Origin of the sequence: Dechloromonas sp. CZR5 (assembly GCF_008711155.1) — a bacterium.
Classification (GTDB): Bacteria; Pseudomonadota; Gammaproteobacteria; order Burkholderiales; family Rhodocyclaceae; genus Azonexus.
In genome coordinates, this window is the sequence record NZ_VUYQ01000001.1 from 1 (window position 1) to 24116 (window position 24116).

Genomic DNA, 24116 nt, shown 5'->3' on the forward strand with positions numbered 1-24116 from the left:
CTCAACGAGAATGGGTTCGTTCCCAGCCGAATCAAGATTGTCGTAGATGAGGTCCATACCCGTTCGAAGCCTAACGTTGGAGGTAAAGGGCGCTGCGCGGTGCTTTATCGCGCAGCGTCCAGCGACCGAAGGGAGCGGCTTTGACCGCAGTGTTAGAAGGGTTTGCCGGGAAAGCGGTGGCACCAGCGAGACGCTTGCAGCCGCGACCGCTGGCGGCAAACTGGAAATACTGAGCAGCCGGGAAAGCCCCAAACCCCGAGGGTTTCGTTTTTGGCTGAAATTTCCCGTTGACCGTAGCAAACGAACAGGCGGCTGAGCCGGGCACGTAAAACCCAGAAGCCGTGCGCCGGAAGCACCCCACGCCGAGCCGGACTGGTGAAACCAGCACACAGCTAAAAACAAGCGAGAGAAGCTTGAACACCATAAGGGACAGAACCTTCTAACGTTGAAGCTCACCGGACGGCGGACAGCGTAGCTGGCCGACGGTCCGGTGGAGCAGATTGTTGGGCATTACGAGACAATGGCAATTTGCCTGTCCCACGAGCTGTGCTTTCCGGAAGGAAACGGGCGGCGACCGGGAAAAGACGTTGAGGTGAGCTTTAAGCCCGAAATTTTCGGGAGATCGAAACGACGCCATTCTGAGATACCACCAGAGCTGCTGCTGCCACCGACTTGGTAACCGAGAACCTGGGTAACGCAGCCATTTACACCCAAAACATGTGGCTCAATGAGACGCGGATGGCCGCTATAAAGGAACTCAATTAGCTTCTTGGTGGTGATAGCTTGCTGGATGAGTTGTTCCATGTGTGAGGCTCCTATTGTGATTATGCCCAACGTCTGAATTCACCGGACTGCGCGGCTTCTCGCGCAGGTCCGGTGGAATGATGGGTTGGGCAGTACAGGGAAAACCTACCGCACGCTCTGCGTATACTCATGGCAGGTCTATCCAGTTTTTGCTGGCAATGGAAGTTAGGGTAGGAAAGGTATAGCTCTTCATATTCGGGTGCGTCTTTTGCGCTTCGCTCAGCATTTGTTTGAGAGTCTTCTTGTATGACGCCAATACCTTCAAGAAGTCAAAAACGTCTTTTTCCGGAAGCGCAGTGCTTGGAGCGACTTGAATGCTGGTCAATATGCGTTGAAGCGCAAACTTTGGCACTTGCTTCTTCAGGATGCACCACAAATTAATCGCAACGTACAGCTCGGAATTGATTGCCGGAATTGCTGCACCTGACGAACCGATTGGGGGGAACTGAGAGCTAGCACCCGATGTGCCCAGTCCTCCTCCCGTAGATACTCCCGGTATCTGCATGTGCTGCAACGGATCCACCAGCGGTGGTAACGGCTGCCCAAGAATGTCTAGAAATGCCTTCGCGCAGTCTTTGCCAACGGAGAATGTATCCTCGTACTTTGTCTTCTTGTGTTTGTAATAAAAGACCGTATGCTCATTTTCCAAATCGCCGCAACACCCTTCAATTGTTTGGCCGGGCAGTAGCGCCATGCGTGATATGACCCTTACCTCATAATCTCTGCAAATCTGCTGCTTCTTTTCGTCGCCTCTGCAACTATCGATCTTTTCGGCCACAGTAGTTTCCTTGTTATTGAACATGGTGAGGGGAGTGTGCTGCCCAACGTGAAGTAGACGTCAAAAACGACGTATACGCTGGCGCACTGACGTCTACTCTGGAGTGCGGTTCGGTGTAAGTAATTGATTGCATGTGTAATCCGTCGAAATCACAAGGATATACGTCAATCATACACGTCACCGCGGTAAAAATGCCTATAGCATCCTATCGTGGTTGTTCAGAGGCAATGTCGTTCAGGATTAAATGCCCTCCTGCCAGCTTCCGTCGCGACAAAGCTGATCAACCAGCGTATGCACCACGCGGGCGACTGCCAGCGTGGCGGCGGAGGCGGGGATGTGGCGGGAGGCGCAGAGCACCACGCGGCGAGTCAGTGCCTCCGGGGCAACGGGAACGGCGCGTAGTTCGCCCCGCTCCAGTTCGCGCTGCATCGGCATCGGCGGCAGCAGGGTGTGACCGAGGCCGGCGAGCAGGCTGGTGCGCAGGATGCTGATCGAGCTGATGTCGGCGACGACGTTGGGGGCGGCGAGGCCGGCTCGTTTGGCGGCGGCCTCGATGATGGGGCGGACGCCGTGCGGCGAGGCGGGCAGGATGAGCGGCAGGCGCAGGGCGTCGCGCAGGCTGATCGGGTTGCCTGGGGCGTCGGCAGCATCGGCGGACGAAATCAGCAGCAGCGCTTCTTCAAGTAGCGGATGGCAGCGGAATTCGTCGAGTTGGCCGTCATCAAAAAGCACGGCCAGATGGATCAGTCCGGTGCGCAACTGCGGGATCAGGTTGCCGGTGAGTTCCTCGGTTAATTCCAGTTCGACGCGGGGCAGGGCGCTGCGCACGGCCTTGAGCAGCGGCAGGGCGAGCGCCTGCGACACGCTGTGCGGGATGCCGAAAATGACCTTGCCGACGATTTCGCCCTCGGCCTGGGTGACACTGTTCCGGGCATCGTCGACCTGGCGCAGGATGGACAGCGCATGCGGATGGAAAGCGCGGCCGGCCGGTGTCAGTTCGACGCCGCGCGGCAGGCGCTGAAAGAGCGCCTGACCGAGTTCGTCCTCCAGTTGCGCCAGTTGGTGGCTGAGCGCTGATTGCGCGACGTGGACCGAGCCGGCGGCCTTGGAAAAGCTGCCGTGTTCGGCAATGGCGAGAAAGTAGCGGAGTTGGCGCAGTTCCATGGCGGAGCGATCCCATGTGGAGCAGCTAGTCTATCTCGATTCAAGATGGGTGTATCGAGATTCTGAATTTTTCAGATGGATTGGTTTGCGATTAAATGGCAACAACTGATCTGCACCGACGCTGCCGGCCACAAGCCGGGAAGCAGTAGCCGAACCCGGCTCCGGTTGGTCCGGTCAGGCGCTTTTTACCGGAAGCGTTGCCCCGCCAGGGGAATGGAACAAGGGCAGGCCGGCATCGCCGGCCTGCCCTTTGCCTTTCTGTGGGCGCGGTATCCCGGAAAGGGGCGTGCCTTTTCCAGGAGAGAGCCTCCCGACTCAGGTTCGGTGCTGGTCTTCTCCTGCTGTGTCGGGTTCTACTTCGGCGTAAAGCTCCTTGATTTCGATAATGGCCGGGAGTTGCTCAATGAATAGATCGACCAGCAGTGGGTCGAAGTGCTTTCCCTTTTCGCGTTGCAGCAGTGCCACGGCCTCGTCGACCGGCCAGGCCTTCTTGTAAGGACGGACCGAGGTCAGTGCGTCGAATACGTCGGCGATGGCGACGATACGAGCCTCGATCGGGATGCTGTCACCGGCTATCCGGTAGGGGTAGCCGCTGCCGTCGTACTTCTCATGGTGGCAAAGGGCAATCCGGCGGGCCATCTGGAGTAATTGCGAGTCGTGTTCGCCGAGAATCTCGGCACCCATCAGCACATGTCGTTGCATGATGGACCACTCATTCGCATCCAGCGCCCCTGGCTTGAGCAGCACCGCATCCGGGGTGCCTATTTTTCCGATGTCGTGCATTGGCGCGGCATTGAACAGTTCGTCGGCGCGGGCCGTGCCGAAACCGGCGGCGAGCGCCAGAATGCGCGAGTAATGGCTCATGCGGATAACGTGCAGGCCCGTTTCGTTGTCGCGGTATTCGGCAGCGCGGCCCAGGCACTGAATGATTTGCAAGCGGGTTTTCTTCAGTTCGTCGGCGCGGACCAGCGAGAGGTGGGTGCGCACGCGGGCCCGGACGACAGGAGGGCTGACCGGCTTGGTAATGTAATCGACAGCCCCGGCTGCGAAGCCGGCCGATTCCTCCTCCACTTCGCTAAGCGCGGTGACGAAGATGACCGGAATGGCCTGGGCGGGCGCGGCCGACTTGAGGTGGCGACAGGTTTCCAGTCCGGTCATCCCGGGCATCATCACATCGAGCAGTATCAGGTTTGGCTGTTCGTCGGCGGCAATTTCCAGCGCCTTCTCGCCATTGCGGGCAAACAGCAGGCGGTAGTCCTCATGCAAGATCTGGCGCAGGATCTGCAGATTGGTAGGTTCGTCATCGACAATGAGAATTTTTGGCCGTTCGTCCTGCTGCGTGATCATGCGCATCCCTCTTTCCCGTAACGGGTCGTCAATCCTGAAACTACCTGCCTTGCCGCGTCAAAGTCAAACGCGTTGATAGCCTGGTCGAGGGCTGCGAGTTCGGATGGCGGGAGCAATCTGCCGAGTGCCGCCAGGCTTGCTTCAGGCAGTTCGCCACGGGCCAGCGCTTCGTCCAGGGTGCCCAGTTCGGGTAGCAGGCGGTCGGCATCGACGTTCTCGGCGATTTGGCGGATCGGCGTTTCCGGCTCCAGCTGGCCCAGCGTTTCGCCGACATTGGCCAGTTCGTCGGCCAGCCGGTCGAGCAGTGCTGGCAGTTCCTGCGATTGTCCGGTGACGGCACCGCTTTCCATGGTCTCGCTCAGGCTGGCGACCCGGGAGAGCGCGAGATTGGCGGCAGCGCCTCTCAGTCGATGGACCTGGGCGCGCAGTTCGTCCGGAGCGTGGAGCAGCTGGCGCAGGCGAGGGACCGTCCCGGCGAAGTCGATGAGGAACTGACGAATTGCCACACGGTGGCGCGGCTCGCTTCCCCAGAGCTGCTTGCCCCGTCCCCAGTCGATGACCGAGCCGCGAGCGCCGGGGACGTTTTGCTTGACCGGGGCTTCCGTCTGGGTAACCTGGATATCGAGGAGACGGGCGATTTCGAGGGTCAGGCGGAACAGATCCACCGGTTTGCTGGCGAAGCCTTCCATGCCGGCCTCGCGTGCGGCCAGGGCATCTTTTTCGAGAACGCTGGCGGTCAGGGCTATGATCGGGGTTGGTGCGCGTCCCGTCTCGGCTTCCAGGCGACGAATCTGACGGCTGGCATCGAGGCCGCTGAGGATGGGCATCTGCACGTCCATGAGCACGATGTCAAAATGGCCGTTGGCGAAGGCCTGTACAGCTTCCTGTCCATTGCCGGCCGTGGTGGTTTTATGTCCCAGTCGGCCGAGCATGATCTGCAAGAGTTCCAGATTTTGTGGAACATCGTTGGCGATCAGCAGACTGAGCGGGGGCAGCGCAATTACTTCCCGTTCGTGCGTCACTGCAACGGCGACCCCGATGGGCAGCGGCACTTCGACATGGAACTGGCTGCCGATACCCAGTTCGCTTTCCACCCAAATCCGCCCATGCATGATTTCGATCAACTGGCGGGCAATGGTCGTACCCAGCCCCGTTCCCCCGAAACGACGGCTCATCGAGGCATCGGCCTGGGCAAACGGATCGAAAATCCGGGCGATGCGGTCAGGGGCTATGCCAATGCCGGTATCGCTGACAACCAGGTGAACCACGTCGCCAAGATGGCGAACACTGATCCCGACCTCCCCGCGGTCCGTGAATTTGATGGCATTGCCGAGCAGATTGAGGAGAATCTGCTCGATGCGCAAGGCGTCGCCCTTGAAGAATTCCGGTTCGCGATCCGGGTAATCCAGAACGAGAGGGAGGCTCTTGGCCTGGGCGTTGACCCGAAGCGAGGCGATGACCTGCATGCACACGTCGCGTAGCGAGAAATCCTTGATTTCCAGCTCGACGGCACCTCTTTCCAGCTTGGCGGTGTCCAGGATGTCGTTGAGCAGGTAGAGCAGGGAGCGGGCCGAGTTGCGTACGGTGTTGAGATGGCGGCGCTGGGTGTCGCTGGCCGGCTCGCCGAGCAGAACCTCGGTGAAGCCGAGGATGGCGTTCATCGGTGTGCGGATTTCGTGGCTCATGTTGGCCAGGAAGGTGCTCTTGGCTTCGGCCGCCAGTTCAGCCCTGGCTTTGGCCTCGCGCAAATCCTGTTCCATCGCGTGGCGGTCGGACAGATCATTGGCGAATTTGATGATCTTGTAGGGGTGTCCGTCGGGATCGAAGATCGGGTTGTAGCTGCCGTTGATCCAGATGTCCTTGCCGCCCTTGCCGATACGATGGAAGTCACCGGAGACGTGTACGCCGCGGCGCAAGGTTTCCCAGAGCTGGAAATAATCGGTTGTTACCTCATCCGGGCCGCACAGCATCGCATGTGGATTGCCGACAAGCTCCTCACGGCTGTAGCCGGTGATGGCCAGAAAATTGTCATTGGCATTGAGAATGATGCCTTCGAGATCGAATTCGATGACCGCTACCGAGTGGCCGAGCGCATTGACCACGCCCTCGAATTCGGCATTGCGCCGCTTGCTCTCCGTAATATCGATGATGACGCCGTCGATCCACTGGATGGCGCCGTTCGTGTCGCATACCCCGCTGGCGCTCTCGGAAACCCAGTGCTCGTTGCCACTCCTGTCGATGACGCGGTACTCGATCATGTAGGGCCGGCCTGCGTTGAGCGCATCGCTGATCGTCGCGGCGGTCCGGCTCCGGTCTTCCGGATGCAGCAGTTGGACGAAGGTTTTCCTGCCCGATGCGAAGTCCTCCGGCTTCCAGCCGGTCAGGCGCTCCACGGCATCGCTGACGAACAGCATGCTCCGGTCGCTGTCGAGGCGGCAGCGGAAAGCCGTACCCGGCAGATTGCCAATCAGCGAGCGGTATTGTTGTTCGCTGTTACGCAGCGCCTCTTCCATCTGATGACGTTCGCTGATGTCGGTAATGAAGCCGACGAACAGCGTTTCATTCGGCAGCGTGGCCTTGCCGATGGCGAGGCGCAAGGGAAAGGTCGAGCCATCCTTGCGCAGACCAACGACCTTGCGGCCCGAGCCGATGATCTTGGCGACGCCGCTGTGCAGGTAGTTCTGCAGGTACGTGTCGTGCTGGCTGCGCTCCGGTTCTGGCATCAGCATGCTGATGTTGCGGCCGACAACTTCGTCGGCCTGCCAGCCGAAGATGGCTTCAGCTGCGCTGTTGAAGGCGCGGATGAGGCCGCGGCTGTCGATGGTGATGATCCCATCGATCGCCGTATCGACGATGGTCCGCATACGCGCCTCATTGCGCATCATGCGCTGATAGAGAGTGCGATAACGAAGCAGGACGTTGACGCCGCCGGTGATCAGGATGGCCAGGATGGTGGTTCCGGCGATCGACAGGGCGAGGTAGATGTTGGATTCGGCAGAGGTCTCTCCTTGCGCATTGGGCAGGAACCGGGCGGCAGCCATGCCGGTGTAGTGCATGCCGGAAATTGCGACGCCGAGTATGGTGCCGCTCAGGATGTTGATCTGGCGCGAACTGAAACGCTTGCTGGTGTCCAGGCCGAAACGCAGCCACAAGGCGAGGACCGACAGGACAACGGCGACGACGATGGAAATTGCGAACATGAATGGATCGAAGCGCAGGACCAGCGACGTGTGGACGGCGGCCATGCCGCTATAGTGCATGACGCCGATGCCGGCGCCGACGGTCAGGCCGCTGACCACCAGTTGCCAGCCAGTGATCCGCTCCTTGGTCAGCAAGAGCAGCGCGACCCACGAGGCAAGGAAACTCGGCAGCATCGAGAGCAGGGTGATGAGCGGGTCGTAGCGGGCGGTGCTGCATACGCTATAGGCGAGCATGCCGATGAAGTGCATTGACCAGACACCGGAGCCAAGCACGAAGGCGCCGGAGAACAGCGCCATCTGCCGATTGAGCTGTCGTGTCTCGACGCGCGCCATACCGGCCAGCTGAAAGGCCATGATGCCCGCCAGGACAGCCACGAACAGGGAAAGTGCGACGAGTGCCAGGTCATAGTTGCCATAGAGCAGCGATAACGACGGGCTGTCGGGCAGGAAAAAGCGGTCAAATGGCATGGCGGGAGGTTCGTGATGGGGCGATCCGTGCCGGATGCATCTCGGGCGGGCCGTCGCAGCGATGACATGGGCGTGAGTAAACGGTGATGGATTCTAGCCCCATCGCAGGATGTTTCGCATGCTTCCGGTGCTGGCCAGCGGGTTGTTTACTCGCTGTGCAGCCCGTATTTACGAATCTTGTCGTGCAGCGTCGTCTTGGCGATGGTCAGGGCTTCGGCGGTGCGCGCCAGGCTGCCGTAGCGGCGCAGGGCGTCGGCGATCAGGGCGCGCTCGAAGGCCTCGACGGTCTCGGCCAGCGGGCGGGGCGCCTCACCTGCCGGTTGCCCGAAAGGCGGCGAACCGGCTTCGATGCCGAGAACGCAGCGGTCGGCGACGTTGCGCAGCTCGCGCACATTGCCCGGCCAGTGGTAGCCGACCAGTTGCTGGATGCGACCGGCGGGCGTAGCCGGGACCGGGCGCTCGTGACGGGCGGCGGCCTGCAGCAGAAAGTGTTCGAAGAGCAGCGGAATGTCCTCGCGGCGTTCGCGCAGGGGCGGCAGCGGCAAGGTGGCGACGGAGAGCCGGTAGTAGAGGTCGGCCCGGAATTTCCCCTGCTCGGCCAGCACCGTCAGGTCTTCCTTGGTTGCCGCGATGATGCGGCAGTCGATGGGGATGGGCGTGTTCGAGCCGAGCCGTTCCAGCGTGCGCTCCTGCAGTACGCGCAACAGCTTGATCTGCATCGGTACCGGCATGGTTTCGATTTCGTCGAGGAACAGCGTGCCGCCGCTGGCGTATTCGATCTTGCCGATGCGCCGCTTGCTGGCCCCCGTGTAGGCCCCCGCTTCATGGCCGAATATCTCGCTTTCGAACAGCGTTTCCGGCAGCCCGCCGCAGTTGATGGCGACGAAGTTGCCTTTGGCGCGTGGGCTGGCATCGTGCAGGCAGCGGGCGACCAGTTCCTTGCCGGTGCCGGTTTCGCCATGGATGAGGACGTCGGCCGCGCTGCTGCCAAGGGCGCCGATCAGCCCGCGGACACGGGCCATGCCGGCCGAGTTGCCGATCAGGCGGGCGTCGAGCAGGTTGCGCTGGTCGAGCTGGCGGCGCAGGGTGCGGACTTCCAGCACCAGCCGCCGCTTTTCCAGCGCGCGGCGGGCAATGTCGACGAGTTGCTCGGGGGCGAAGGGCTTTTGCAGGAAGTCATAGGCGCCGTCCTTCATTGCCTGGACGGCCATCGACACATCGCCGTGCCCGGTGATCAGGACGACCGGCAGTTCGGGATCGATGGCCTGCAGTGCGCGTTGCAGGCTGAGGCCGTCCTCGCCGGGCAGGCGGATGTCGCTGATCACGATACCGGGGAAATCGGCTGTCAGACGGCGACGCGCCAGTTCGGCGCTGCCCACGCATTCGGCGGCCAGGCCTTCGAGTTGCAGTGCCTGCTCGCAGCCGAGCGCGACGTCCGGGTCGTCTTCGATGATCAGGATTTTGAGGTTGTCGGTCATGATGCGGGAGCGAGCGGGAGTTCTAGGGTGAAGACGGCACCGCCGCCTGGATGATTGGCGCCATGCAGGCTACCACCGAAGTCGCGGATGATGCCGGCGGAAATGGCCAGGCCCAGCCCGAGGCCGTCGCCGGCCGGCTTGGTGGTGAAGAAGGGCTCGAACAGGTGGGCCTGCGCTTCGTCGCTGAGGCCGGGGCCGTGGTCGCGGACATGCAGGCGGACCACGCCGTCGGTACATTCCCAGGAGAGTTTGAGGCGTGGCCGGGGGTGCTCGGCCATGGCGTCGAGCGCGTTGCCGATCAGGTTGATCAGCACCTGTTCCAGCCGGTTGGAGTCGCACAGGGCGACCGGTTCGTCGGCCGGGCAACTGCGCTCGATGTCGGCGCCGGCCCGGCGGATGCGGGGGTCGAGCAGGGCCAGCGCATTGTCGAGGGCGTGGCAGAGCGGCACCGGTGCCGACTGGCCGCTCGATTTGCGGGCGAAGTTGCGCAGCTGGCCGGTGATGCGGCCCATGCGGTCGACCAGGTCGGCAATACGGCCGAGGTTGGTGCGCGTCGTATCGACATCGCCGCGTGCCAGGAAGCGCTCGGCATTGGCCGACAGGGTACGCAGGGCGGCCAGCGGCTGATTCAGTTCATGGGCGATGCCGGTGGACAGTTGGCCGATGACCGCCAGCTTGCCGGCCTGCACCAGTTCGTCCTGGGCGGCGCGCAGGGTGCGTTCGGCGCGGATGCGTTCGCCGACCTCGTCCTGCAGTTGCTGGTTGGCGGCCGACAGGTCGGCGGTGCGCTCCTCGACCTTGCGTTCCAGCTCGTCGTGCGCCTTCTGCAGGGCTTCGCGGGCGGCCAGCCGGTCACGCAGGTGGCGGCGCCGTTCGTTGAGGATGATGACGAGCAGGCACAGGCAGGCGGCGCCGATGGCGGCCAGCGCGGCGCGGCTCTGGGCGAGGTCGTCGACCTGTTCGAGATGCGACAGCACGGTCAGCGTCCACGGTGTGCCGGGCAGGGTGCGCGATTGTTCGAGGAAACGCCCGGCGACCGGATACACCGAGACCGTTTCCGGGGCGCTGGCAGTGATGCGCACCAGGCGGGCACCGTGGTCGTAGTCTTCGAGGGTCTTGATGCCGAGCGGCTGCAGGGCGCGGCGGTTGTATTGCTGGGTATGGTCGAAAGCGGCGCGCGTGCTGTCGTCGAGCGGGCGCAGGGTGGCGAATTTCCAGGCGGGTACGGCGGAGAGGATGACCACGCCGTTCTCGTCGGCGACGAGGACCGGCGCCTCGACCGTGGTCCATGACTTTTCCAGCTGTTCGAGACTGACCTTGATCGCCGCAACCCCGCGTGTGCCGTTGTCGTCGGTCAGCGCGGAAGCGAGGTAGTAGCCCGGTTCACCGCGGGTGGTGCCGATGCCGAAGAAGCGACCGCTGCCGCTTTCCAGCGCATCGCGGAAATAGGGGCGGAAAGAAAGGTCTTCGCCAAGGAAGCTGTCCGGGCGGCGCCAGTTGCTGGTCGCCAGCACCTTCCCCCGGGTGTCCATGACATAGATGGAAAGGGTGCCGGTGCGTTCGTTGAGCTTTTCCAGGTAGGCGTTGACCCGGGTCGTCGCCTGTTCTCCCCCCTTGCCGGCCAGCAGGTCGAGCACTTCCGGGGTCAGGCTGAGAGTGCCGGGCAGGTAGGCGTATTTGCCGATCTCGCGCTCCAGGCTGGTGGCGTAGAGATCGAGACGGTGCAGGCCGGTCGCCTGCAGGTCGGCAATGCCCAGGCGCTGTGCGACCCGGTAGGCCGAGAAGCCACTCAGGGCGACCAGCAGCAGGCAGAGCAGCAACAGCGGCAGGGAACGGAAGCGGGGCATCGAAGGGCAGTCCGGACGGTGTGGCCTATGTTACCGCGCTCAGCCCAGGAGATCGGCCAGTTGCTTGGCGATCAGCACGACGACGACGCCGAGGAAAGCCTTGCGGATGAAGCCGGCACCATGCTTGAGCGCCAGGTGGGTGCCCATCCACGATCCGGCGAGATTGCACACGGCCATGATCAGGCCGACCTGCCAGAGGATCGGCCCGTGGCTGGCGAAGAAGGCGATGGCCGACAGGTTGGTGGCGAAGTTGATGACCTTGGCGCTGGCCGAGCCCTGCACGAAATCCATGCCGAACAGGCGGACGAAGCCGAAGATCAGGAAACTGCCCGTACCCGGGCCGAAGAAGCCATCGTAGAGGCCGATGATGCCGCCGAACAGGGCGCCTTTCCAGCGGTCGCGGCCGTCGATGACGCGCGTCACCTGTTGGCCGAGATCCTTCTTCATGAAGGTGTAGAGCGCCACGGCGATCATCATGACGACGACCAGCGGACGCATGGTCTCGCGGGGCAGCCAGGCGACCAGCGCGGCGCCGCCCCAGGCGCCGATCAGGGCAGCAACAGTGGCGGGCAGGACGACCGCCCATGGAATGCGCACGTTGCGGGCATAACGCCACAGGGCAGCGCCCGTGCCGGCGATGCTCGATACCTTGTTGGTGCCGAACAGGACGGGAATGGCCGTCTGCGGGAATTGCGAAAGCAGGACGGGAATCTGGATGAGGCCGCCGCCGCCGACCACGGCATCGACCATGCCGGCGAAGAAGGCAGCGGGAGCGAGGATGGTCCAGTCGATCATGGGCGGATTATGGTGTGTTCAGGACTTCTTCAGTAAAAAAAGCCCGGCGCGGGCGCCGGGCAAGCAAGGGGATCGGCACAGAGGGTTGGCCGAACCCGGAGGAGACAAAACGGTTCAGGCGCCCTGGATGACGGCGTCTTCAGGTACTGGCAAGGCCTCGTCGGCATCGGCCAGTTCGGCCGGTACCGGGTCGATGGCACCTTCCCATTTTGCGACGGCTGCCGTGGCGATGGCGTTGCCCAGCACATTGGTCACGGTGCGGCCCATGTCGAGGAAGTGGTCGATGCCGAGGATCAGCAGCAGGCCGGCTTCCGGCAGGCCGAACATGGGCAGCACGGCGGCGACGACGACCAGCGAGGAGCGCGGCACGCCGGCGATACCCTTGGAGGAGACCATCAGCACCAGCAGCATGGTGATCTGGGCGGTCAGCGACATCGGGATGTCGTAGGCCTGGGCGATGAACAGGGCCAGGAAGGTGGTGTACATCATCGAACCGTCGAGGTTGAACGAGTAACCGAGCGGCAGCACGAAGCCGGTGACGCGGTTCTTGATGCCGAACTTCTCGAGTTGTTCCATCAGCTTCGGATAGACCGATTCGCTGCTGGCGGTCGAAAAGCCGACCAGCATCGGGCCGCGTACCAGATTGAGCAGGCGGAAGATGTCCTTGCCGAGCACGACGTAGCCGGCGGCGATGAGCACGCACCACAGCACGGCGAGGGCGAGGTAGAAGCTGAGCATGAACTTGCCGAATACGGCCAGCATGCCCAGGCCCTGCGTGGTGATGGCACCGGCGACGGCGCCGAAGACGCCGAACGGGGCGAAGCGCATCACGTAGTCGGTGACCTTCAGCATGACGTGCACCACTTCGTCCATGGTGTTGACCAGCGAGCGGGCGGTCTGGTTATGCAGGTGGCCGAGGGCCAGGCCGAAGAACACCGCGAAAACCAGAATCTGCAGGATCTCGTTGCCCGACATGGCTTCCATGATGCTCTTCGGGAAAACGTGGGTGATGAAGTCCTTGAGGTTCAGCGCGCCGGTCTTCAGGTTCAGGCCGGCAGCGCTTTCCGGTAGCGGCACGGCGAGCGCGGCGCCCGGCTGCAGCAGGTTGGCGAAGAGCAGGCCGATGAACAGGGAGCAGAACGAGGCGACGATGAACCAGCCGAGTGCCTTGGCACCGATGCGGCCGACCGTCTTCGAGTCGCCCATGTTGGCCAGGCCGGCAACGAGGGTGGCGAAGACGAGCGGGGCGATGATCATCTTGATCATGCGCAGGAAGATGTCGGTCAGGATGCCGAAGTAGCCGGCGATCTCCTTGGCGGCGGCCGGTGAGGGCGCCAGAGTGTTGCAGGCGTAGCCGACGGCGACGCCGAGGACCATGGCAATGCCGATCCAGGTGGTCAGGCGGTTCATTTTCATGTTGTTTTCCTTGCGGTGCAGGGTGAGAAGACGCCTGGATCAGGCGGCGACAGGAAGGGGAATGTTTTGCGGACGGGTCAGCACCTCGGGGCGCAGGACATCGGCCAGCTGCTCGGGGCTCATCAGGCCGCGTTCGATGACCACTTCGGCGACGCCGCGGCCGCTGCGGAAGGCCTCGGCGGCGACTTCGGTGGCGTTGGCGTAGCCGATGTACGGGTTGAGCGCGGTGACGATGCCGATCGAGCGTTCGACCGATTCACGCAGCAGGTCGCGGTTGGCGGTGATGCCATTGACGCAGTGGTCGGCCAGCACCTTGCAGCCGTTGGTCAGGTGCAGCACGCTCTTGAACAGGCTGTGGGCGATGATCGGCTCGAAGGCGTTGAGCTGGAGCTGGCCGGCTTCGGCGGCGAAGGTGGCGGTGGCGTCGTTGCCGATGACCTCGAAGGCGATCTGGTTGACCACCTCGGGAATCACCGGATTGACCTTGCCCGGCATGATGGACGAACCGGCCTGGCGCGGCGGCAGGTTGATCTCGTTGAAGCCGGCGCGCGGGCCGGAGGAGAGCAGGCGCAGGTCGTTGCAGACCTTGGACAGCTTGACGGCGACCCGCTTGAGGACGCCGGACAATTGCACGAAGCTGCCGCAGTCCTGCGTCGCCTCGATCAGGTTGGGCGCGGTGACGACTGGAATACCGCTGATCTCGGCCAGCTTGCGGCAGACCAGCGGGGCGTAATCGGGGTGGGCGTTGATGCCGGTGCCGATGGCGGTGGCGCCGAGGTTCATCTCGCGGATCAAGAGAGCCGCTTCCTTCAGGCGCTCCTCATCCTCGCCGAGCATCACGGCGTAGGTCGAGAATTCCTGGCCGAGGGTCATCGGCACGGCATCCTGCAGTTGGGTGCGCCCCATCTTCAGCACATCGGCGAATTCGTCGGCCTTGCGCTCGAAAGCCTTGCGCAGGTAGGCCATGGCATCGACCAGGCGGAAGATGCCGACATAGGTGGCCAGTTTCAACGCCGTCGGATAGACGTCGTTGGTCGACTGGCTCATGTTGACGTGCTCGTTCGGGTGCAGCGCCTTGTAGTCGCCGCGGGCCTTGCCGAGGATTTCGAGGGCGCGGTTGGCGATCACCTCGTTGGCATTCATGTTGGTCGAGGTGCCGGCGCCGCCCTGGATGACGTCGACGACGAATTGGTCGTGCAACTGGCCGTCGATCACTTCGCGGCAGGCGGCGACGATGGCGTCGGTACGCGTCGCGTCGAGCAGGCCGAGCTGCCGGTTGGCCTGGGCGGCGGCCTTCTTGATCTGGGCCAGGGCGCGGATCAGGTCGGGATAGACGGCGATGGGAATGCCGGTGATGGGAAAGTTTTCCAGCGCGCGCAGGGTGTGCACGCCGTAGTAGGCACTATCGGGTACTTCGCGGTCGCCGAGCAGGTCGTGCTCGAGGCGGGTGGGTGTGTTCGCCATCTATTGTCTCCTGTGTTTTCGCATGCAACCGGCTTCGAGGCCGGGATGGGGTATTTCATTGCATGCGCCGTGCCAGGCTTGAGAGACGATGTAAGTGATTGATTTGAAGCCGGTTGATCTCCGGATGTCTTTCAGAGGCAATCGGAAAACCGAACTTCAGGTGTGGCGGCCGTTCGGAAATCCGAATGCAGCAACCCGGACTGCCTTCCCAGGCGGTCTTTCTGCGGTCGGCGGGGCAAACCTGCTAATATTTCCGATCCGCTGCAATGCAACATAACCAAACCATGATGTCCCCCCCACCATCTGATCGCATGAGCCCCGAGGAACGCCGCGTCGGAGCCTCGCTGGCGTCCATCTTTGCCCTGCGCATGCTCGGGTTGTTCCTGATCCTGCCGGTGTTCTCGGTGTATGCCAAAACCCTTCCAGGGGGCGACAACCTCGCGCTGGTCGGCTTCGCCCTCGGCGCCTATGGCCTGACCCAGGCGTTTTTCCAGATTCCCTACGGCATCGCTTCCGACATCTTCGGGCGCAAGCGCGTCATCGTCGTCGGCCTGCTTGTCTTTGCGCTGGGCAGCTTCGTTGCCGCCTGGGCGCCTGACATGAACTGGATCATCGTCGGTCGCGTGCTGCAGGGCATGGGGGCCATTTCGGCCGCGGTCACCGCGCTGGCCGCCGACCTGACGCGCGAGGAACACCGGACCAAGGTGATGGCGATGATCGGTTCGTCGATCGGTCTGGTCTTTGCGCTGTCGCTGGTGGGCGCGCCGATTCTCTATGGCTGGATCGGCATGTCCGGGCTGTTCGTCATGACCGGTGTGCTGGCCTTGGCGGCCATCGTCCTGTTGCTCAAGGCCGTGCCAGCGCCTCCGGCGCCGCAGGGTCACGAAAAGCTGCCGCTGCGCCGGGTGATTTTCGATATCGATCTGCTACGCCTGAATGCGGGCATCTTCACGCTGCACATGGTGCAGATGGCCATGTTCGTCGTCCTGCCGCATGCGCTGGTCGAGCATGGCGGGCTGGCTGCCGTATCGCACTGGAAGGTCTACCTGCCGGCGGTACTGGCTTCCTTCGCCATCATGGTGCCGGCCATCATCGCCGCCGAGCGCAAAGACAAGATGCGGCCGATTTTTATTGCCGCCGTCGGTCTGCTGGTCGTGGTCCAGGCTGGCCTTTTCCTGCTGCACGAAAGCCTGTGGTCCTTGGCGCTGTGGCTGCTCCTTTTCTTCGTCGCCTTCAACGTGCTGGAAGCCACGCTGCCGTCGCTGGTTTCGCGGACTGCGCCGCCGTCGGCCAAGGGAGCGGCACTGGGCGTTTACAACACCACCCAGGCGATGGGGCTTTTCATCGGCGGTGCGTTGGGCGGATATATTGCGCAGCATTTCGGCGATAATGCTGTTTTTGCTGCGTGCACCGGCCTGCTCCTGATCTGGCTGGTGGTGGCGAGTACCATGAATTTTCCGCAGCGGCGCCAGCCGGCCGGTGCGGCACCCTCTGTTTAGGAGATACAGGCAATGGCATCGGTAAACAAATGGATCGGCATCGGCAATCTGGGGCGCGACCCGGAAACACGCTATACCGCCAGCGGTGAGGCAATCTGCAATTTCAGCATCGCCTGCACGGAAAACTGGAAGGACAAGCAGACCGGCGAACGCAAGGAAATGACCGAGTGGGTCCGTATCTCGGCTTTCGGCAAGCTGGCCGAGATTTGCAGCCAGTATCTGAAGAAGGGCTCGCAGGTCTATGTCGAAGGCAGCCTGCGCACCCGCAAGTGGACGGACAAGGATGGCCAGGAGCGCTACACCACCGAAATTCGCTGCGACGACATGAAGATGCTCGGTTCGCGCCAAGGCATGGGCGCTCCGGCCGGCGGCGGTGGTGGCGGTGGCTACGACGAGCCGACGGACTACTCGCCGGCTCCGCCGAAGAACAAGCCGAAGCCTTCCTTCGACGATCTGGGTGACGACATCCCGTTCTAAGCCTGCCGACAGGCCGGGACGATAGCGTTTCCGGCCTTGTCCGAACAACCGTCCAAAGGTACACGCATGACCAACGCCGTCACCTTCAAGGTTCTCGAAGATATCGCCCGCGACCTGTCTGGTTCCGAGATTACCTTCCCGACCTTTCTCGACATCACCTTCCAGGTGCGTAGCGCGCTCAAGGATCCCAACCTGAGCATCGAGCAATTGGCGAAGCTGGTCGGCGCCGAGCCGCTGATGAGCGCCAAGATCATCCGCATGGCGAACTCGGTGGCATTGAACCCGAGCGGTCGCGAGATCGCCGACGTCAAAAGCGCCATCGTTCGCGTCGGCATGGAAGCGGTCCGTACGGTGTCCTTCGCCGTGGCCATGGAGCAGTTGCTGAAGTCGAAGCAGATGCAGCCGTTCGAAGGGATTTCCCAGCGTCTGTGGGAGCACACCTCGCATGTCGCGGCGCTGTGCCGCGTCCTGGCCCGCAAGCTGGCGAAGATCAATGGCGACGAAGCGATGTTCACCGGGCTGGTGCATGACCTCGGCGTTTTCTACCTGATGTCCCGCGCGGCCAATTTCCCCGAACTGGTGAACGACCGTGCCGAGTTGCACGCGCTGCTCGTCGGCTGGCACGACAATATCGGTCATGCCCTGTTGTCGGCCCTGGGCTCGCCGGAACCGGTGCTGGAGGCGGTGCGCGACCACGAGACCGATCGCGAGATCGAGTCGATCGGCAATCTGTCGGACGTGCTTTATGTCGCCAACAAGATTGCCAACCGCACCTCGTGCTGGCGCGACCCGGAGCTTGACGGCGAGGTCGACACCTCGGTGCTCGACACCTTGTTCGATGCCGAAACGCTGGCCGAGATCGTCGAAGAGTCAGAAGAGGAAGTCCAGTCGCTGAAGGCAGCGCTGGGCGGCTGAGCCAGGCCGGTGGGAGTGTCGCCCGCATGGGTGTGCTTCTGCCGGATCAACCGTAGCTTGAGCGGCCCGGACAGAAGGCCGCCAGATAGTCAGGAAGCAGCATTCCATGAATAACCAACCCGCGGCCGATGATATTTCCGGCAAGCGCTTTGCCGCACTGGCCTTGGCTGCCTTGGGCGTCGTCTATGGCGACATCGGGACCAGCCCGCTCTACGCGGTCAAGGAAGTCTTTGCCGGCAATCACCCGATTCCGGTCAACGAAGCCAATATCTACGGCAGCCTGTCCTTGTTCTTCTGGGCCTTGATCATCGTCGTTTCGGTCAAGTACGTGACTTTCATCATGCGCGCCGACAACCGGGGCGAGGGTGGCATCATGGCGCTGATCGCGCTGGCGCTGCATACCGTTCAGGACAAGCCGCACCACGCCAAGTGGATCATGATCGTCGGTGTGCTCGGCGCGGCGATGTTCTACGGCGACGGGATGGTAACCCCGGCTATTTCGGTGCTGTCGGCTGTCGAAGGGCTGGAGGTTGGTGCCCCGGCGCTGCACCCCTTCATCATTCCGATCACCATCGTCGTGCTGTTCGGGCTGTTCTTCGTCCAGAAAAGCGGTACCGCCGTGGTCGGCGCCTTCTTCGGGCCGGTCATGCTGATCTGGTTCTCGGTGCTGGCCCTGCTCGGCATCAACAATATCATCGGCCACCCGGAAATCCTGGCGGCGCTGAATCCGCTCCACGGTTACGAGTTCTTGCTCGCCAACAAGGCCATGTCGCTGGTTGCCATGGGTAACGTCGTGCTGGCGGTGACCGGGGCCGAGGCCTTGTACGCCGACATGGGGCACTTCGGCCGCAAGCCGATTTCGCGGGCCTGGTTCGCCTTCGTGCTGCCGGCGCTGGTGCTCAACTACTTCGGTCAGGGCGCGGCCATTCTGGCCGACCCGGCGGTAGCCGACAATTCCTTCTTCCGCTCGGCGCCGGAGTGGTCGCTTTACCCCTTGATCGGCCTGGCCACCCTGGCCACGGTGATTGCCTCCCAGGCGGTGATTTCCGGCGCCTTCTCGGTGACCCGCCAAGCCATGCAGCTCGGATTCGTGCCACGCATGGAAGTGCAGCACACCAACGAGAAGGAGCAGGGGCAGATCTACCTGCCGGCCGTCAACTGGGGCCTGATGATCGCCGTGATGATCCTCGTCCTCGGTTTCAAGTCGTCGAACAACCTCGCTGCCGCCTACGGTATTGCGGTGACCGGCGACATGGTCATCACCTCCATCCTAGCCACTGTCGTTGCCGCCAAGGTATGGGGATGGGGATGGATCAGGGCAGGGCTGCTGTTTGCCTGCTTCCTTGCCGTCGAACTGGTCTTCCTGACGGCCAATATCCTGAAGATTCCCGACGGCGGCTGGTTCCCGCTGGTTGCCGGGATGGGGGTCTTCATCCTGATGACGACCTGGAAGCGCGGCCGCCAGTTGCTCGCTGACCGACTGAAGGGCGAGCGCCTGGAATTGTCGATGTTCATCGAATCGCTGGCTTCGTCGATGCCGACGCGGGTGGCCGGGACCTCGGTATTCCTCAACGCCGATCCGAAAGGCGTGCCGCACGCCCTGCTGCATAACCTGATGCACAACAAGGTTCTGCATGAACGGGTCGTGCTGGTGTCGGTGCAGTTCTTCGACGTGCCCTATGTGCCGGACATCGACCGGGTCGAGGTGCACCAGCTCAAGGAGAACTTCTGGAGCGTCATCGTCCAGTACGGCTTCAAGGACGAGCCGGACATCCCGTTGGCCATGGGCATGTGCGCCGATTCGGGGCTGGAGTTCAGCTCGCTGGAAACGTCCTACTTCATCGGACGCGAGACGCTGATTCCCCGCCTCGGTTCGGAAATGGCCTTCTGGCGCGAAAAGCTGTTCGTTGCGATGTTCCGCAATGGCGGTTCGGCGACGGCCTTCTTCAATATTCCGAGCAACCGGGTCGTCGAACTCGGTACGCAGGTCGTCCTGTAAAAGCCGGGCGCCTGCCGCGGCAGGCGCTCAGATCCAGTGGCTGCGGTTGCGGCCGTCCTGCTTGGCGGCATAGAGCGCCCGGTCGGCACGGCTCAGGGAGGTCAGTTCGTCGTCGTCCAGGTGGCGCTGCGTACAGCCGATGCTGGCCGTGAAGGGGATCGGGCGATGGTTTTCCGGATGCTCGGCCGGTCGGCTGCGAATGGCATCGAGCAGTCGTCCGACCACGATTTCGGCAGCATCGGCCGGTGTGTCGACCAGCATGATGGCAAATTCTTCGCCGCCGATGCGCCCCAGTTTGTCGATGCTGCGCAAATGCTCTTGCAGCAGGTGCGACAGATGGACGAGTACCGCATCGCCCGCCGGGTGTCCCAGGCTGTCGTTGATCTGCTTGAAGTGGTCGATGTCGATCATGAGCACGGTCAGCGGTGTGTTCAGGCGCTGGCTGCGGGTCAGTTCGCCGGCCAGCGCGGCCATGAAGGCACGACGGTTGAGGAGGCCGGTCAGTGAATCGGTCGTGGCCAGATAGCGCAACTCCTCCTCGAGTGCCGCACGCTGGACAATCTCTGTCTCAAGGTGGTCGCGTTCGGCCTTGAGGGCATTGTTCTGGTTCTGCAACTGGATCTGGTAGCGTTCGAGCAGAACCTCCGACCAGCACAATACGCCGGTGGTCATCAACGCCAGGATGGTGTAACGGACAATGAAAACCGACGAGTAGGCGTGGGCTCCTTCCAGACTGCCTGCCTGAAACATCAGGGCGCAGGCGATGGCAATCGCGCCCACCGACCAGGCAGTCCCCTCGCGCGGCGGCAGCAGCATGATCGAGGTGAGCGGCACGGTCAGAAACCACAGGCTGCGTGCATGCTCGGTACCCGAAAAGGTCACCAGATACAGGGTCAAGGCGGTATGGCAGGCGATGCCGGGGCGTATGGCCCGGTACCCCCCCCCGTTTCTGCCAGAGCATGAAGGCGCCGATGGTCACGGCCAGCGCGCTCAAGGTGCCCAGTATCATGAGCGCCGGGCTGTATTCCGCAATGCCGGTGCCGACCCCGTAGCCGATGATGGGCAAGCCGATGACAAAAAAGGCCGCAGCCCGCAGGCGGGTTTGCTGCTCCCGCTCGCTCAGGCACTCGGTTTTCCTGTGGGACATCGGCATGGTTTTTGGTTCAGAGTCGCCGGATTTTTTCCAGCAACGCCGTCGTCGATTTCTGGTGAATGAAGGGGATCGAATGAACGCTGCCACCCCAGCCGCGAACCTCCTGGCAGCCGACTATCCTGTCGACCGGCCAGTCGCCGCCCTTGACCAGTATTTCCGGCCGGCATTCGAGGATGCGCTGGAGCGGTGTGTCTTCGTCGAACCAGGTAACCAGGGAGACGCAGCCGAGCGAAGCCATGACGGCAAGCCGGTCTTCCAGGACATTGACCGGGCGGTCATCGCCCTTGCCCTGTCGTTTCACCGAGGCGTCGGTGTTCAGCGCGACCACCATGGTGGCGCCGAGGGCGGCTGCCTGGGCCAGATAGGTGACGTGGCCGCGGTGCAGGATGTCGAAGCAGCCGTTGGTGAACACCAGCGGACGGGTGAGTTGGGCTGCGCGCGCGGCGAGTTGCTCCGGAGGGCAGATTTTGGTTTCGAAACCGGGTTGGGCGTAGGACATGGTGTGTCGGTCGTTGGCAATGTTGCCATTTTAGTGCCTCTTGGGTGGCGGCGGTATGAAAAGCGAATGCGGCCGGCCATCCGGTTGGGGGGAGGGCCCGCAAGGCGGTGTCCGATTCAGCGCGCGTTGCGCCGAAGGATGGCCTCGAGCTCGGGGCAAAGTGCGGCGCGGTCGCAGCTGATCTGCTGTTCGATGTGCTGTGCTTGGTTGACTTCACGTGCCGCCGCAGAGTGTTCGAGCAGCATGGGAAAGTCATGTTGGGCATCGCAGACCTTGAAAATCTGTATCAGCACATTGCTGCATGCCTGGTAATAGCTGGGGTCGAGACGGACTTCGCGGGCTCCGTTGTCGCAGTCGTCGATGTAGGCGGCTGCCCGGCTGGCAGTTGCCGCGAGCGATTCGATATCCAGTTGGCTGCAGTAGGTCATGATGCCGCTCCTCTGTGTTGGGTACCCCGGAAAATCTGCCTGTCACGCCTCTATTAACGTCATGTCGTACTAAAGGTTGAGCCTTGCGGAGTGGCGAAACAAAACGATACAAAACAGGAATGCAGCGTCATGGAATATCGGCATCCGGCGAACGGTATGGCAAGAGAATGGTCAATCCATCCAGAGGTGGCGATCGATCGCCTGGCGGTCGAACGGATCTTCGCAGGACACGCCTTTTGTCGGGCATTTTGTCCCGGACAGGACTTGATAGGAGCTGGCCATGAACGGTTTTCTGAAACGCCGCGTCGGCATCGTCGCTCTGTTATTGGCCGGTGCGCTGCCCGCGAGCGTTGCGGCGGGGTGTCCGCCGTTACTCGAGCATACCTTCAGCGTTCTGCAGGACGGCAAGCCGATGCCGCTCTGCCAATACGCCGGCAAGGTGATTCTTGTCGTCAACACCGCCAGCTACTGCGGCTTCACCTCGCAGTACGACGGCCTCGAGAAGCTGTATGCCCGCCTCAAGGACAAGGGGCTGGTGATCGTCGGTTTCCCTTCCAATGATTTTGGCGAGCAGGAACCGGGCAGCGATCGGGAGATCGCCGATTTCTGCCGGCTGACCTATGGCGTCGAGTTTCCGATGGCCGGCAAGACGGTAGTCAAGGGCGAGCGAGCCAACCCCTTCTATCGGCAGCTGGCTGAGATGACCGGTAGTCGGCCAAGGTGGAATTTTCACAAATACCTGATCAATCGGGACGCAACGCAGGTGGTTGCCTACAGCAGCTTGACCAAGCCCGACGACAAGGCGTTGCTGAAGAAGATTGATGAATTCCTCAAGTAGCGGGGCCAGGGGGGCGGCTGCGTAATCCGGTTCAGGCGTGCATCGGGGGCAAAGGGCGCTGCCCCCCTTCAATGGCACGGTCCAGGCGCGTGCGCAAAGCCATGGTCACTTCGTCGGGAGGGGATTCGGTGAGTTTGAAGCAGGTGTCGGTCACGCCTTCGATCAGGTCGTACAGCCAGGCCTGCTCCCAGGTTTCGTCGGTGGACAGCGGCATCGTCTCCCAGCTTTGGGTGAGCCCCATGGCCTCGATCAAGTCGCGCATCAGGTCGTGAACGACCAAGTGCACGTCCGGCCTGGATGGGGAATTTTCCAGGTTCAGGCGGGCTCTGTGAAGCGATGAAAGGACATGTTTCATTCGGTCGTTCATTCGGGGCTGGGGCGAGATCTTGAGTTAGATGTTAATGATTGGCCGCCCCGATCTATCCCTAAAGTTAGGGGTAGGATCGATTAAATAAATTGATAAAATCAACACAAACAACCGGACGTGGTGTTTATGCCCTCTCAGATGCAAAAATTGCTGTGTGTAGAGCCCTCACCAACCCAGCTGGCAATCGTTCAGCAGTTGGCCGCGCAACACGGGCTTGGTTGTGTTTCCTGCTCCGGGGAAACCGAGGCGCTGCGCATGCTGGACGATGACTATGCCTTGATGATCGTGGCCAATGAACTGGCCGATGGTGACAGTCTCCAGCTGATCGAGGCAGTTCGCCTGTCGATCGAGACCGCCATGCTGCCTGTCGCTTTTGTGACGGGAAACGAAGACCGTGCGCTGGCCAACGTGGCGATGCGCGCCGGTGCAACAGAGGTCTTTCTGCGGCGCGACCCGGGGGCATTGGGCGACTTTATCGCCGCTTATGTGGCAGCCCGCGAGCAGGCCCATTTCAGTGGCCAGGTTCTGCTGCTCGAAGACTCGGAATCGCATGCCAGCTACGTGGTGCATTTGTGTCGTGCGCTCGGGCTCGAGGTCGACGTGTGCACCAGCGTCAAGGCCGGCTTGGCCCGCTACCGCCGGGGAAAATACCAGCTGCTCATCGTCGATGTCGTTCTGGAGGGTATTCAGAGCGGCATCAGCATGGTGCGGGACGTTCGCGAACGCCATCTGGACGGCCGGCAGCCCATCCTCGTCATGTCGGGCTACGATGACCTGCCGCGACGGCTTCTGGCTTTGAAAAGCGGCGCGGACGATTTCATCAACAAGCCCTTTTCCCCCGAAGAGTTCATCTGGCGTCTGACCAAGCTTCTGCGCACCCATGCGCTATCCCACGCCGAGCCGGTATCGCCGATGACCGAAGGACAGGATTTCATGTCCCTGCTGTCGCAGCGGGAACGCGAGATTGCCAAAAGGATCGTGGCTGCCAAGACCGACAAGGAAATTGCCCGCGAGATGGGCATTTCATTCTGGACGGTGCGCAGTCACATCGAACAGATTTTCATCAAGACCGGCGCCCACAACCGCCGCGACCTGATCGTGCGTTATCGCGGCTAAGGCTGGCTGCTGACAAGCGCCGGGAAGGATCGGCAGGTAGCGCCCCGCAAACGAACAGGGCGCC

The 24116-nt window shown here is 62.3% G+C and carries 20 protein-coding genes; 6 read left to right on the forward strand and 14 right to left on the reverse strand.

What is annotated here, in order from left to right; genetic code table 11:
• Positions 1–510: 510 nt before the first annotated feature.
• From F1002_RS00005 to aspA, 10 genes are all read right to left on the reverse strand, one after another.
• Positions 511–804 carry a hypothetical protein gene (locus F1002_RS00005; RefSeq protein ID WP_150426992.1) on the reverse strand — a complete coding sequence of 98 codons (294 nt, stop codon included), beginning with the start codon at positions 802–804 and terminating at the stop codon, positions 511–513.
• A 127-nt stretch (positions 805–931) separates the two neighbouring features.
• On the reverse strand, positions 932–1582 hold the full coding sequence (locus tag F1002_RS00010; protein ID WP_150426993.1) for a hypothetical protein: 651 nt from the start codon (positions 1580–1582) through the stop codon (positions 932–934).
• A gap of 240 nt (positions 1583–1822) precedes the next feature.
• Complete coding sequence (locus F1002_RS00015; protein WP_150426994.1) at positions 1823–2746, reverse strand: LysR family transcriptional regulator; 924 nt, start codon at positions 2744–2746, stop codon at positions 1823–1825.
• Between the two features lie 315 nt (positions 2747–3061).
• A complete protein-coding gene (locus tag F1002_RS00020) occupies positions 3062–4099 on the reverse strand; it encodes a two-component system response regulator (protein WP_223879393.1) in 1038 nt (345 codons plus the stop codon).
• Positions 4090–7761 carry a PAS domain S-box protein gene (locus F1002_RS00025; RefSeq protein WP_150426995.1) on the reverse strand — a complete coding sequence of 1224 codons (3672 nt, stop codon included), beginning with the start codon at positions 7759–7761 and terminating at the stop codon, positions 4090–4092. The genes F1002_RS00020 and F1002_RS00025 overlap by 10 nt, the downstream gene beginning before the upstream one ends.
• Before the next feature lie 146 nt (positions 7762–7907).
• The gene (locus F1002_RS00030; RefSeq protein WP_150426996.1) at positions 7908–9239 is read right to left on the reverse strand and encodes a sigma-54 dependent transcriptional regulator; all 1332 of its coding nucleotides are present in this window, start codon (positions 9237–9239) and stop codon (positions 7908–7910) included.
• Entirely contained in the window at positions 9236–11086 is a 1851-nt protein-coding gene (locus tag F1002_RS00035) for an ATP-binding protein (RefSeq protein WP_150426997.1), read from the reverse strand. The genes F1002_RS00030 and F1002_RS00035 overlap by 4 nt, the downstream gene beginning before the upstream one ends.
• Before the next feature lie 39 nt (positions 11087–11125).
• Positions 11126–11881: a TSUP family transporter gene (locus tag F1002_RS00040; protein ID WP_150426998.1), complete on the reverse strand. Its 756-nt coding sequence runs from the start codon at positions 11879–11881 to the stop codon at positions 11126–11128.
• Positions 11882–11995: 114 nt separating this feature from the next.
• A complete protein-coding gene (locus F1002_RS00045; protein WP_046534984.1) occupies positions 11996–13297 on the reverse strand; it encodes a dicarboxylate/amino acid:cation symporter in 1302 nt (433 codons plus the stop codon).
• Positions 13298–13336: 39 nt separating this feature from the next.
• Positions 13337–14761: an aspartate ammonia-lyase gene (aspA, locus tag F1002_RS00050; RefSeq protein ID WP_150426999.1), complete on the reverse strand. Its 1425-nt coding sequence runs from the start codon at positions 14759–14761 to the stop codon at positions 13337–13339.
• A gap of 311 nt (positions 14762–15072) precedes the next feature.
• Here aspA and F1002_RS00055 point away from each other — a divergent pair, with 311 nt between their 5' ends.
• From F1002_RS00055 to F1002_RS00070, 4 genes are all read left to right on the forward strand, one after another.
• Positions 15073–16260 (forward strand): MFS transporter, encoded by a 1188-nt coding sequence (locus tag F1002_RS00055; RefSeq protein WP_223879394.1) that lies wholly within the window; start codon positions 15073–15075, stop codon positions 16258–16260.
• Positions 16261–16272: 12 nt separating this feature from the next.
• On the forward strand, positions 16273–16737 hold the full coding sequence (locus tag F1002_RS00060; RefSeq protein ID WP_150427001.1) for a single-stranded DNA-binding protein: 465 nt from the start codon (positions 16273–16275) through the stop codon (positions 16735–16737).
• Between the two features lie 66 nt (positions 16738–16803).
• Complete coding sequence (locus F1002_RS00065) at positions 16804–17652, forward strand: HDOD domain-containing protein (RefSeq protein WP_150427002.1); 849 nt, start codon at positions 16804–16806, stop codon at positions 17650–17652.
• A 106-nt stretch (positions 17653–17758) separates the two neighbouring features.
• Positions 17759–19651, forward strand: coding sequence for a potassium transporter Kup (locus F1002_RS00070; protein WP_150427003.1), 1893 nt, complete (start codon positions 17759–17761; stop codon positions 19649–19651).
• 27 nt (positions 19652–19678) lie between these two features.
• Here the strand turns inward: F1002_RS00070 and F1002_RS00075 are convergent, their stop codons facing one another.
• From F1002_RS00075 to F1002_RS00085, 3 genes are all read right to left on the reverse strand, one after another.
• Positions 19679–20548 (reverse strand): GGDEF domain-containing protein, encoded by an 870-nt coding sequence (locus tag F1002_RS00075; protein WP_150427004.1) that lies wholly within the window; start codon positions 20546–20548, stop codon positions 19679–19681.
• 266 nt (positions 20549–20814) lie between these two features.
• Positions 20815–21303: an adenylyltransferase/cytidyltransferase family protein gene (locus F1002_RS00080; RefSeq protein ID WP_150427005.1), complete on the reverse strand. Its 489-nt coding sequence runs from the start codon at positions 21301–21303 to the stop codon at positions 20815–20817.
• 116 nt (positions 21304–21419) lie between these two features.
• Positions 21420–21731 carry a hypothetical protein gene (locus F1002_RS00085; RefSeq protein ID WP_150427006.1) on the reverse strand — a complete coding sequence of 104 codons (312 nt, stop codon included), beginning with the start codon at positions 21729–21731 and terminating at the stop codon, positions 21420–21422.
• A 280-nt stretch (positions 21732–22011) separates the two neighbouring features.
• On the opposite strand from F1002_RS00085, the gene F1002_RS00090 reads away from it, so the two are divergent.
• On the forward strand, positions 22012–22569 hold the full coding sequence (locus F1002_RS00090; RefSeq protein ID WP_150427007.1) for a glutathione peroxidase: 558 nt from the start codon (positions 22012–22014) through the stop codon (positions 22567–22569).
• A gap of 31 nt (positions 22570–22600) precedes the next feature.
• On the opposite strand, the gene F1002_RS00095 is transcribed toward F1002_RS00090, so the two are convergent.
• Positions 22601–22855, reverse strand: a complete 255-nt coding sequence (locus F1002_RS00095; RefSeq protein ID WP_150427008.1) for a hypothetical protein — start codon at positions 22853–22855, stop codon at positions 22601–22603.
• A gap of 336 nt (positions 22856–23191) precedes the next feature.
• On the opposite strand from F1002_RS00095, the gene F1002_RS00100 reads away from it, so the two are divergent.
• Positions 23192–24052 carry a response regulator transcription factor gene (locus F1002_RS00100; protein ID WP_191090258.1) on the forward strand — a complete coding sequence of 287 codons (861 nt, stop codon included), beginning with the start codon at positions 23192–23194 and terminating at the stop codon, positions 24050–24052.
• Positions 24053–24116: the final 64 nt, after the last annotated feature.

Bases quoted from the DNA above. Each gene is read 5' to 3' on its own strand.
- F1002_RS00005 (WP_150426992.1), bottom strand. From the start codon at position 804: ATGGAACAACTCATCCAGCAAGCTATCACCACCAAGAAGCTAATTGAG.
- F1002_RS00015 (WP_150426994.1), bottom strand. From the start codon at position 2,746: ATGGAACTGCGCCAACTCCGCTACTTTCTCGCCATTGCCGAACACGGC.
- F1002_RS00020 (WP_223879393.1), bottom strand. From the start codon at position 4,099: ATGCGCATGATCACGCAGCAGGACGAACGGCCAAAAATTCTCATTGTC.
- F1002_RS00025 (WP_150426995.1), bottom strand. From the start codon at position 7,761: ATGCCATTTGACCGCTTTTTCCTGCCCGACAGCCCGTCGTTATCGCTG.
- F1002_RS00030 (WP_150426996.1), bottom strand. From the start codon at position 9,239: ATGACCGACAACCTCAAAATCCTGATCATCGAAGACGACCCGGACGTC.
- F1002_RS00035 (WP_150426997.1), bottom strand. From the start codon at position 11,086: ATGCCCCGCTTCCGTTCCCTGCCGCTGTTGCTGCTCTGCCTGCTGCTG.
- F1002_RS00040 (WP_150426998.1), bottom strand. From the start codon at position 11,881: ATGATCGACTGGACCATCCTCGCTCCCGCTGCCTTCTTCGCCGGCATG.
- F1002_RS00045 (WP_046534984.1), bottom strand. From the start codon at position 13,297: ATGAAAATGAACCGCCTGACCACCTGGATCGGCATTGCCATGGTCCTC.
- aspA (WP_150426999.1), bottom strand. From the start codon at position 14,761: ATGGCGAACACACCCACCCGCCTCGAGCACGACCTGCTCGGCGACCGC.
- F1002_RS00055 (WP_223879394.1), top strand. From the start codon at position 15,073: ATGAGCCCCGAGGAACGCCGCGTCGGAGCCTCGCTGGCGTCCATCTTT.
- F1002_RS00060 (WP_150427001.1), top strand. From the start codon at position 16,273: ATGGCATCGGTAAACAAATGGATCGGCATCGGCAATCTGGGGCGCGAC.
- F1002_RS00065 (WP_150427002.1), top strand. From the start codon at position 16,804: ATGACCAACGCCGTCACCTTCAAGGTTCTCGAAGATATCGCCCGCGAC.
- F1002_RS00070 (WP_150427003.1), top strand. From the start codon at position 17,759: ATGAATAACCAACCCGCGGCCGATGATATTTCCGGCAAGCGCTTTGCC.
- F1002_RS00080 (WP_150427005.1), bottom strand. From the start codon at position 21,303: ATGTCCTACGCCCAACCCGGTTTCGAAACCAAAATCTGCCCTCCGGAG.
- F1002_RS00085 (WP_150427006.1), bottom strand. From the start codon at position 21,731: ATGACCTACTGCAGCCAACTGGATATCGAATCGCTCGCGGCAACTGCC.
- F1002_RS00090 (WP_150427007.1), top strand. From the start codon at position 22,012: ATGAACGGTTTTCTGAAACGCCGCGTCGGCATCGTCGCTCTGTTATTG.
- F1002_RS00100 (WP_191090258.1), top strand. From the start codon at position 23,192: ATGCTGGACGATGACTATGCCTTGATGATCGTGGCCAATGAACTGGCC.